The sequence below is a fragment of the Okeania sp. SIO2B9 genome (assembly GCF_010672505.1).
GTDB lineage: Bacteria > Cyanobacteriota > Cyanobacteriia > Cyanobacteriales > Microcoleaceae > Okeania > Okeania hirsuta.
Window position 1 is genome coordinate 1 of record NZ_JAAHGK010000072.1, and the last position, 11,348, is coordinate 11,348.

An 11,348-nucleotide genomic window follows, 5' to 3' on the forward strand; every position below is an offset into this window, starting at 1 on the left:
TCCCCTCCCAGGAGGGGAAGACAGGAGACAGAAGAAATAGGAATGAGCGAGGAGGTAGGAGTAAGAATTATCAATTTGGGATTTTTCTACCATAGTCAGCCCAAAATACTAGCTTTTTGCAGCTCACAGGCACCGAAAAGCTGGCACTTTTTTGAACCCCAAAAAGGCTAATACCTTATATTTATCAATACTTTGAGAATTAATCACCAAGCCCTACATAATATAAGGTGACAATTTCTAATTTGTCTACCGATATCTAAAAAATAAGTCTATTGAATGCTGGTTTCTGTGTGCCAAATTTAATTCTGGTGCTTTTATAGCGTGATCAATACGGAAACAAAATTTTGAGTTGGAAGAATTAATTAGGAAAGAAAATACACCACTCAAACAAATAAAGAAAGAGAAAAATATGAATATCAAAGCTATTGCTCTGGCATCTGTTATTGGTTTATCTACTCCTGCGGTCGCAGATATTACCTTAAATTCTCATAGTGCTTCTGCAATGCCTACCGACTTTGTCCGTCCAACTGGAGCTTTCATGGATAATAGCGAAAATTGGGTTGTTTGGCTGAAATTAGATGAGTTCGGAAACTATACCTATGAAGCTCAATCTCGAAAAACTGGCGCTTCTCTAACTTTGAAAAATGCCTCAATTACAGGGAATAACCAACGCTATACTTATACCTTTAGAAATGGAAGTCACAAATATATTATTGCTCACCGACCTAAAGACCCGTCAATCATCCGCCTGACTGTTGTCAACCCACAAGGATATGTAATATTAAACCGCCTGATGGAAAAGGTTGGTAATGATTGGGATGTCTAAAAACAAAGGAGTGATATTTTTGGCGTTGCTGATTGGCTTTGTTGCACAAAAGATGGTGTTTAGGGTAAGCTCCAGAGCTACAAAGTAGAAATCTAGTTAACTTCCAACTAAGGGAGTTTTTTGCGATTCCGGAACGGATCGCGGAGCGAATCGCTACTTTCATGCAACAAAGCCTAAAATTAGCAAAAAAGTGGTTTTGCTTGTACCGATCGGTTGACAACTGAAGTATTGCCCAAGTATAGCAATAATACATGGGAATTGGTATAATTTCCATTTATCCTGACTCCTGAGGACTGACTCCTACCCCTAGCAAAAGACTTTCCATAAGCAAACCCTAATTATTTAACCCAATATAGCGTTTCCCAAGCTAATAAGGTACAGTTGTTTTTCTTCTTTATCGATTCCTACAGAACCAGAATTACTACTCCCTACTCCCTAAAACCAAGGAATTTTGTACCTCACAAGTATGGGAATTGCTATATTATATTACATCAGCAACTAATATAGCGCTGTGCGCAGGCAACTGGTAATAAGCAACAGCTCCGGAAGGGGGAATAAAAAGCTGATAAGATAAGACTTTTAGCTATTAGACATCTGGTAAAAATCAAAAATCAAATCAATTCTCACACTAGATATATCAATTATTTCTCCTCCTGGGAGGGGGAGGGGCGAGGGGTGGGTTCCCTACTGCCTACAGCAAAGCTGCCTACTCCCTCTTTTGGAGGAGATGTCTATTGGACAGTTCCTGTAATTTGTAAATATGCCAGCGCACATTGCTATATCATGTCCGGATAATTAGTGATCAAAAAACTTTCTCTTTCTCTTCTCCTTTGTTCCCTCCTGACTCCTGAGTTCCCATCCCAGGAGGGGGAGGGGCGAGGGGTGGGTTGACTCCTGACTCCTCCGTCGTTTATTTATAACTGTTCAACCGGACATGATATAACTATAACTCAACAAGATATGATAATAAAAACTAAACAGTTGTTCAGGAGAATATAGTTTATGACATTGCTATTAGCTGGAGACATTGGCGGTACTAAAACAATACTACAATTGGTGGAAGCTAAACGAGAAGAATCCAAGGGGACTGTGGAATTTAAGAGCCTTTATGAGAATCGTTACTCTAGTCACGATTTTCCAGATTTAGTACCTATAGTACAAAAATTTTTGGCAGAAGCAAATGAGAAATTGGGTGAGCAATTCCAACCAGAAAAAGCGTGTTTTGCGATCGCTGGTCCGGTCATCAATAATACTGTTAAATTAACTAACCTACCTTGGATGCTGGATGCTAAATTGTTAGAAAGTGGATTAGGGGTATCCCAAGTTAGCCTGATCAACGATTTTGAAGCAGTAGGTTATGGAATTTTGGGTTTAACTGACAATGATTTGGAGACTTTACAAACTGGCGAACCTCAAGGTGATACTCCAATAGCTGTAATTGGTGCAGGTACGGGATTAGGAGAATGCTTTTTAATTCGAGGAGGAGGAGCAGTCAGGGTTTACGCCACAGAGGGGGGTCATACAGATTTTGCACCACGCTCTGAGTTAGAATTTGATCTATTAAAATATTTGTTAGCAAAGCATAATATAGACCGAGTGTCCGTAGAAAGGGTGGTTTCAGGCATGGGAATTGTGTCAATTTATCAATTTTTACGCGATCGCAAATCTGCTGCTGAATCTCCTGAAATAGCGGAAGTACTAAGAAAGTGGGAAACAGAAATTGGCTCAAGTGAAATTACAGTAGATCCTGGTGCAGTTATTGGGAAAGCTGCATTGGAAAAGAGCGATCGTTTGTGCGATAAAACTTTAGAGCTGTTTGTGGGAGCTTATGGAGCGGAAGCAGGTAATTTAGCATTGAAACTTTTACCTTATGGTGGTCTATATATAGCAGGTGGTATCGCTGCTAAAATCCTGCCACTGATGAAGTCAGGTACTTTTATGGAAGCTTTTAACCATAAGGGGCGAATGAGAGTATTGTTAGAAAAAGTACCCGTTCATATTGTGTTAAACCCTAAAGTGGGATTAATTGGTGCGGCGATTCGTGCTTCTAATTTATAGGCAATGATACTAAGTAGGGGAGTGGGGGAGTGGGGGAGTAGGGGAGATTAAATATTGAAGTAATTGGGAGTTCGGTAGTTTTGGTACAAAAAATTACGATTAGACCATTTGAGGTGCTGTGAGAATTATTAAAACCCTGATTAATATTATGTCCGGATAATTAGTGATGCAAAAACTTTTTCTCGTAAGCGCCTTTTCTTCCCTCCTGTCTCCTGCCTTTCTTTCCGTACCGTTACTACCGATCACCTTAGCGAAACTGATGCAACTGTTGACTTTTGACTTAAAATACTACTGAATCTCCTAAATTCTAACTTTTAATTTAAAATTTCTCACTTTTAACTTTTGACTTATGATTAATTGGAGACCCTATCTAGAATCAATTTGTCGGGAATATGCCAAATGGTGGGAAGTTTATACTCTGACGGATGTGAGAGGAAAAAAGTCTCTTCAGCAACCTCAAAATATTTCCCCACTGTTGGATTTGGGTTTGATGGTACAAACTGTTGCGGAAGAAAAACAGAGGGAACGTCCAAAAGAGAAAATTGAACGGTTGACGGTTTTGGACGGTTTGCGCAAATATGCTCCAAATCATGTTTTGTTGGTGGGGCGGCCGGGGTCGGGAAAATCAACTGCTTTGGCCAGATTATTGTTGGAGGAAGCGGAGAAATTAAGATCCTCTATTGGTCTTCCCTTGGGAAGCACGGAAATAAGAGAAACTCCGCTGTTGGAGGAAGCAGAAAAATTGAGATCCCCCCTTAGTCCCCCCTTCTCAAGGGGGGAAACAAGAGAAACTCCTTTGGGAACAGGGGAAACAAGAGAAACTCCTGCCTTTCAAAGGAAGGATGAAGGAGAAACAAAAGAAACTCCTTTGGGAAGAGAGGAAACAGGAAAAACTCCCCCCTTTCTAAGGGGGGTTGGGGGGGATCGACCCAAAATTCCCATCCTCATCGAACTCCGCTATAGTCAATCTTCTGTACTTTCCAGAATTCAAGCATTTATCCACAAACACCACCCCACCATAAATATAGATACAGCAACTCTAGAAACTTTGCTCCGTCAAGGTGAATTTTTGCTGCTCTTCGATGGGTTTAACGAGATGGCATCGGAAGCGGCACGACAACTCTTAAGAATTTTTCGGCAAGACTACCCCAAAACTGCGATGGTGTTTACGACGCGAGATTTGAGTCTGGGGGGAGATTTGGGGATTGAGAAAAGGTTGGAAATGCTACCTATGACGGAATCTCAAATGCAGGAGTTTGTCTGTGCTTATTTGCCTTTTGATGGTGAAAAATTATGGCAGCAGTTGCAGGGGAGGTTGCGGGAGTTGGGGGAAACTCCGATGTTTTTGTTGATGTTGTGTTCGGTGTTTGGTTATAATAAAGTAATACCTGCTAATCTGGGGTTGGTGTTTCGGAGTTTTACTCAGACTTATAGTGGTCGCCTCAAGCAGGATGTTCCGGTTGATGAAAGTTCAAGACTTTGGTGGGATAGGTTATTGCAGGAGTTGGCGTGGGTGATGACGAATGGGGAGTCGAAAACTGAGATTATGGTTGCTATTTCTCGCCCAAAAGCTGAGGAGGTGTTGACGGAGTTTTTGCGAGGGGAGGTGGTAGCTCCGACTGACTGTGCGATGCGTTGGTTGGAGGATTTATTGGAGCATCATTTGATTCAGGTGGGAGATGATGGTCAGATTTCATTTCGCCATCAGTTGTTGCAGGAGTATTATGTGGCGGAAAGGTTGTTGTCGCTGTTGTCTGGTTTGAGTGACTATGAGTTGCAGTGGGATTATTTGAATTATTTGAAGTGGACGGAAGTAGTGGCGTTGATGTTGGCGTTGGTGGAGGATGAGGGGTTGGTGGTGCGGGTAGTAAGGTTGGCGTTGGAGATAGATTGGTTTTTGGGGGCGAGGTTGGTGGGTGAGGTGCAAAGGAGGTTTCAGGAGCAGGCGTTTGTGGAGGTTGAGCGGTTGGAGTTGCCTGTGTTGGTCAAAGTTGAGTTGGCAGGGTTAACGAAGTCGGTTGCTGCTGTTCCGGGGTTGGTTAAATTATTGGAAGACTTAGACAAATATGTGCGTCGAGGTGCAGCAGATGCTCTGGGTGAAATCCGCTCGAAAACTGCTGTTCCGGGATTAATTAAACTACTAGAAGACTCAGACTATCTTGTGCGTTATAGTGCAGAAAAAGCTCTGGGTGAAATTGGTTCGGAAACAGCAATTCCAGAGCTAATTAAACTCTTAGAAAACTCAGACTATAGTGTGCGTGAGAGTGCAGCAAATACTCTGGGTAAAATTGGCTCAGAAACTGCAATTACGGAGTTAATTAAACTCTTAGAAAACTCAGACTCTGGTGTGCGTGATAGTGCAGCAGATGCTCTGGGTGAAATTGCTTCCGAAACTGCAATTACGGAGTTAATTAAACTCTTAAAAAACTCGGACTCTGGTGTGCGTGATAGTGCAGCAGATGCTCTGGGTGAAATTGGTTCGGAAACAGCAATTCCAGAGCTAATTAAACTCTTAAAAAACTCAGACTCTGGTGTGCGTAAAACTGTAGCAAATACTCTGAGTAAAATAGGGTCAAAAACTGTGATTGTTGAATTGAATAAACTCTTAGAAAATTCAGACCCAGACTTGCGTGAAACTGTAGCAAAACTTATAGAAATAATTGGCTCAAAAAGTGTTAATTCTAAGTCTATTAAACATTCAGAATACAGAGACTACGACTATGATGATTATAAGATGAGTTGCATATATTCTCAAGATGAAATTGATCCTAAAAGTGCTATTCGGAGCTTAATTATATTCTTAAAATACAAATGCTTCAGTTCAATTTTCTCTTCTAGCATAGCAGATGCTCTGGCTGAATTGATTGACTCGGAAATTGCTATTCATGGGCCAATTAAACCTCTAGAACACCCAGAAGACATTGAATATCCAGAAGAGATAGAATACATAGATATAATATCGGGTGTCATAAATGATTTGAGTAAAATTGGCTCAGAATTGGCAATTGAAGTTTTAATTAAAATCTTAATCTTAAACAAATATGACATAGATGTAATATTAGATGTGGCCGATGCTTCAACAAAAATAGTTTCAGAAGCAGCTATTACAAAGTTAAATCAAGTAATGATTCCTATGTTAATTGAAGTTTTAGAAGATGAAGATACCGATCCAGATGTTTACTATAGAGTAGTAGATACTTTGATGGATATCGACTCACCTTCTGTAATTCCTGGGTTAATTCAACTCCTAAAAAGCTCAGATGATCATGTGCGTGATAGTGCAGCAGATGCTCTGGATTATCTTGGCTCTGAAAGTACAATCATTGAGTTGAATAAAAAACTACAGAGTGATAGCCTTTTTAAAGCAAGTCTAGATAAAATTATTGAAATTATTTACAGTATCCAACAACGCCTTCAATACTACAAACCAATCCCCAAAATACCCATGTCTAACACACTTTCTCACAACTACGCCCTACTAATAGGAGTCGGCGACTGCGAATACCCCAAATGGTCACTTCCCACCACAGTCAAAGACGTTCAAGCCATCAAATCATTCCTCACAAACCCCGAATTATGTGGTTACATAAACAATGAAAATTATCTCCGCTTCCTCTGCAATGAACAAGCAACAAAACAAAACATTTTAGACAATTTAAACTGGCTCCAACAACAAGCAAAAAACGACCCAGAAGCTACAATATTAGTCTATTATTCCGGTCATGGTTGGCTAGATAAATCAACCCAAAACTATTATTTAATTCCCCACGACACCAGTCCGGTAAAACCACAAAAAACTGCATTACCAGCAACAGAATTTAACAACGCTCTCCAGCAAATATCCGCCCAAAAACTCTTAGTAATAATAGATAGTTGTCACGCCCAAGGAATGGCAACTGCTAAAGAAACAGAGGAACTAGAATTACCGGAAAACTTCAGTCAAACCGCCCTCCCGAAAAACTTAATAGCAGACTTAAGAACAGGAACAGGGCGAGCAGTTTTCACCTCATCCACAGGAGAAGAACAATCTTATTATCAAGAAGAAATGAGCATCTACACACAACATTTTTTGGAAGCATTAAACGGTGGAGGTAATAAACCAGGAGATAAATTTGTCACGGTTTCCAATTTAATGAATTATGTGGGAAAAACTGTTCCTGAAAGTGCTGAAAAATTAGGGGGAAAACAAACCCCTATATTTGACTTTTCCCAAATAGATGATTTTCCGGTAGCGTTATTGTGTGGGGGTAAAGGTTTACCGGATGGTGGGTGGGAAGAGATTCAGTCAGAAGTTCAGGAGAATATTCGAGCGGGGCGAGATATTAATACTGCTGGACGCGATATTAATATGGGCGATAAAATTGACTTTTCTGGCACTATTGGAGAGATAAATATTGGTGATATTGGCTCAAAACGAAGCTAGTAAAATCATGTCCGGATAAAATGAGTTTATTAATATCAGATCAAATTGTACAAGCAAGTGGCTTGTCAGAAGATGAAGTATTAGTAGAAATTGTGATTATGCTTTTTCAACAAGAAAAAATCAGCTTAGGTAAAACCAGTGAATTATTGGGAATACACCGAATGCAATTTCAGAAATTAATTAGCGATCGTGGAATTTGTGTCCATTACGACGTAGCCGAATTTCAGGAAGACCTCAAAACCTTACAAACAGAAGGCTGGTGATGAATTTTGCCCCCCTAACCCCCCAATTCTGGGGGGAATAAAAATTCATTAGCTGGTCAAAGTCCCCCAATGCGAGGGGGATTTAGGGGGCGTAGACCAGAACCAAATTTTGCCCCCCTAGCCCCCCAATTCTGGGGGGAACAAGAATTCATTAGCTGGTCAAAGTCCCCCAATGCGAGGGGGATTTAGGGGGCGTGGACCAGAACCAAATTTTGCCCCCCTAGCCCCCCAATTCTGGGGGGAACAAGAGTCAATGTGCTTCTAAAAGTCCCCCTCGCATTGGGGGATTTAGGGGGCTTTGATGTAGCAAATAAAACTTCTCAGACAACCTCTAAGCGAAGCGCAAAACCCAACCCAGGTCTACTTTACTTTTGACTTAAACCATACTTATCTTTCAAAGCATCTCTTGCTTGCTCCCGGTCATCAAAATGGATTTTCTCTGTTCCCAAAATTTGATAATCTTCGTGACCTTTTCCTGCTATTAATACCCCATCTCCAGGTTTTGCTTCCATAATGGCAGTACGAATAGCTTGGGAGCGATCGCCTATTACTAAAGGCTTAATTTCTGGAGATATTCCCTCTAAAATATCCTGTAATATTTTTTCTGGGTCTTCAGTGCGGGGGTTGTCAGATGTCACTACAGCTAAATCTGATAATTCGGCAGCTATTTTACCCATTTTTGGCCTCTTAGTACGGTCGCGATCGCCTCCACAACCAAATACACAAATCATCCGACCGGGAATAAAAGGTCGTGCTGCCTTTAATAAATTCTCTAAACTATCGGGAGTATGAGCATAGTCAACTATGACGCTGACATCTTGCTCATTACTAACCTGCACCTTTTCCATCCGACCAGGAACCCCAGGAAATTCTGATAAGTGAGCAACCACCATCGCCAAATCTAGACCCAAATGTAAAGCTGTTCCCACTGCTGCCAACATATTAGATAAATTATACTGTCCTACCAGTGGCAAACTAAAAGGAATTTCACCTTGGGGAGTATGCAGAATTCCTTTAACTCCGGTGGGTTGATATTCCAAGTCTGAAGCCCAAAAATCGGCGGAAGTGTTGCTCGTGCTATAGCTCCAAACTTGTTCCGGTTTCATTCTAGCGATTAACTTTTTACCGTAGGGGTCGTCAGCGTTAACTATAGCGCGACCCTTGAGATAGTCTGAGCTAAACAACAACGCTTTTGCCTCAAAGTAATCATCCATATCTTTGTGATAGTCGAGATGGTCTTGAGTCAAATTGGTAAATACTGCCATCTCAAAACTACAACCCCAAACTCGCTTTTGATGTAGAGAGTGGGAACTAACTTCCATAACTCCATATTTGCTACCTGCTGCTACTGCTTGCGCCAGTTGTTTTTGCAATTCCACTGGAAAAGGTGTGGTGTAAGCTGCTGTTTCCTCAAAACCAGGCCAACGAGAGTAGAGAGTGCCGAATAAAGCAGTTGGTAATTGAGCGTTATTGAGGAGAAATTCTACTAAGTGGGTGGTGGTTGTTTTGCCGTTGGTGCCAGTAATACCTACCATCTTCATTTTTTGCCCTGGATAGTCATAGAATGCTGTAGCAACTTCTGGACAAGTTTGAGTCATGTCAGCAACTGGGATAACACATTCATTTTTTGGTTGGTGTTTTTGAGCTGCTTGTTGAGAGACTAGAGCTGCTACTGCACCATTTGCGATCGCGCTTTCCCAAAATTCTCCTCCATCGACACGAGTACCTGGCATTCCTAAGAATAAATCTCCTGTCTGACAAGCATGGGAATTTGTGGCTAAACCTTTGATTTCTGTCTCTAATGCAGGATGATTATTGGCAAGGGAAATACTGGGAACTTTTGCTAATAATTCTCTCAATTTCATGTTAGGAACTCCTATCGTTTTTTGCTAAGATTTAGAGCTTTTTACCAGCAGGATTTTTTGGTTATCCTTACTACAAGTTTACCGAATAATTAAGGTTTAAAGCCTCTCATTTAAAGGAGAAAAAAGCGGTCGTTAGCGCAGCTTCCCGTAGGGTGGGATGGCAAGGCATCCTCGCTATATCCAATCGACCAAGAGAAGAAAAAATTTTCCTTTTAGTAAATCCTCTCCTTGAAAAGAAGAGGTAATAATTAATTATTAATTATTAATTATTAATTGTTGAAAAATATTTTTGTAACATTTGCTGCAATTTTCTCACTGATATTCTGGGAGAGGGACGTGGTATGAATTGTTCAGTTGTGGTATCCGCTTCACAGACGGAAAGCACGGGTACTTCATATTGATAAGCCGCAAACCAATCATCCCGGGTGGTAATGTCTCTAATCTCTAGGTAGAATTTACAGGGGTTTTCAGGGTCTTTCAGTATTTCTTCGAGTTTTTCTTGGAGTCCTTCGCAAAGATGGCAACCTGGTTTACTGTATAAAATTAGGTTCATGGTTTAAATTAAATTCTTTGGTTTATATCAAATCTGCTTGAATACTTATTATATAGTTGGGAGTAGGGGAGTAGGGGAGTGGGGGAGTCAGGGAGTGGGGGAGTGAGGGAGTGAGGGAGTAAGGGAGTGGGGGAGTAGGGGAGTGAAGCTTTAAACTCAGACAACACAAGATTCTTGCTTCTTCCCTCTTCCTTCTTCCTTCTTCCTTCTTCCTTCCTCCTTCTTCAATGGATTTAATTTTGCTCCCCTTCACAGAGACGCTGCAAAATATTGCTACGAAAAGTTTGTAATTCTATAGAAGGTTTCTTAACTTTAAATACTTCTGATAAAGCGTCAGACCATAAATTACGTTCAGCAAAAAATTTAACTCTAGCAAGAGCGATCGCTTCTTCTGTAGCTCCTTGTTTGTTTAAATCTAGATCGAGTTTGGCTAAATCTTGAGTAATAGCTTCATGTTCTTCTACATCCATAATGCTAAAAGTTCTTTGTTGCATACCAGCAATAGAACCTGTACTATCAAATATTCTCCAACGATAAGTATTACCAGGTTCTAATTCTTCCCCAGTATAATCAACTATTTCTTCATTTTCTTGAATGTCAAAAGTCCACAAAACCTCCTTGTTATTAGAGGGATGAATCTCAATTGTGTTTAATGGTCCTTGCCAAATAAATATAGGGCGAGTATTCCAAATTTTTCCTTCTACCTCTATTAGACCAGGAGAAACTAAACATAGGCCACCTCTAGAAGTACCCTCCTTCTGTTTTACTGGTGGGTCTTCATCTGATTGATTAAAGAAATCTTCAAAAGCTTTTTCCCAATTCTCATTAGAATTATTTTGTACTTGAGTAGTTTCTGCTATTACTCTTGGTAAATGTAAAGGCGTTGTTATTGTTAATGCTAAGAAAAATAACACCAGGTTTAATTTTTGATTGATCATAATTCTCGTTAATATAATTTAATTACAATTTTTATGAGTATTTATTCTTAGTTGAACAGAAATTATATCAAACATAGTTATAGCAATCCTAAATAGGTCGTGACAAATCAAAAAGTAAATAAAAAAGATGAAACTCTTGCCAGTTAAGTGTTCCCAGTTAAGTGTTCCCTAAAAAGCAGTAAGATTTTTGACACGAATAAAATAGGGTTGCTATAGTTAACTATACTATTTCCCTTTTCTCAATACAAATGATTTTCATAAATTCATATTATTTCAATAGTTAAAAAATGTTAAGACTATCATTACATTCTACCAATTAATGGGTTTAAATAAATTTGATGATTTTCAATACATGAATTACCATCTATTAAAAGGTATCTTAAGCTTTACTACAATATTATAGGCTAACTTTCCTGTAACCA

The 11,348-nt window shown here is 40.0% G+C and carries 7 protein-coding genes; 4 read left to right on the plus strand and 3 right to left on the minus strand.

Going from position 1 to position 11,348, the window contains the following annotated elements:
• The first annotated feature begins 409 nt into the window (after positions 1 to 409).
• The 4 genes from F6K13_RS04715 to F6K13_RS04730 all read left to right on the plus strand — a co-directional run bounded on the left by F6K13_RS04715 (position 410) and on the right by F6K13_RS04730 (position 7,570).
• Positions 410 to 826, plus strand: a complete 417-nt coding sequence (locus tag F6K13_RS04715) for a hypothetical protein (protein ID WP_124144148.1) — start codon at positions 410 to 412, stop codon at positions 824 to 826.
• Between the two features lie 1,002 nt (positions 827 to 1,828).
• A complete protein-coding gene (locus tag F6K13_RS04720; protein ID WP_287286923.1) occupies positions 1,829 to 2,884 on the plus strand; it encodes a glucokinase in 1,056 nt (351 codons plus the stop codon).
• Positions 2,885 to 3,233: 349 nt separating this feature from the next.
• Complete coding sequence (locus tag F6K13_RS04725) at positions 3,234 to 7,307, plus strand: HEAT repeat domain-containing protein (protein ID WP_287286925.1); 4,074 nt, start codon at positions 3,234 to 3,236, stop codon at positions 7,305 to 7,307.
• A 20-nt stretch (positions 7,308 to 7,327) separates the two neighbouring features.
• Positions 7,328 to 7,570, plus strand: a complete 243-nt coding sequence (locus F6K13_RS04730; protein WP_124144151.1) for a UPF0175 family protein — start codon at positions 7,328 to 7,330, stop codon at positions 7,568 to 7,570.
• A 365-nt stretch (positions 7,571 to 7,935) separates the two neighbouring features.
• Here F6K13_RS04730 and F6K13_RS04735 read toward each other — a convergent pair whose 3' ends face one another.
• From F6K13_RS04735 to F6K13_RS04745, 3 genes are all read right to left on the minus strand, one after another.
• A complete protein-coding gene (locus tag F6K13_RS04735) occupies positions 7,936 to 9,435 on the minus strand; it encodes a UDP-N-acetylmuramoyl-L-alanyl-D-glutamate--2,6-diaminopimelate ligase (protein WP_124144152.1) in 1,500 nt (499 codons plus the stop codon).
• 262 nt (positions 9,436 to 9,697) lie between these two features.
• A complete protein-coding gene (locus F6K13_RS04740) occupies positions 9,698 to 9,988 on the minus strand; it encodes a glutaredoxin family protein (protein WP_124144153.1) in 291 nt (96 codons plus the stop codon).
• A gap of 233 nt (positions 9,989 to 10,221) precedes the next feature.
• Complete coding sequence (locus F6K13_RS04745; RefSeq protein WP_124144154.1) at positions 10,222 to 10,926, minus strand: DUF928 domain-containing protein; 705 nt, start codon at positions 10,924 to 10,926, stop codon at positions 10,222 to 10,224.
• Between the last annotated feature and the right edge of the window lie 422 nt (positions 10,927 to 11,348).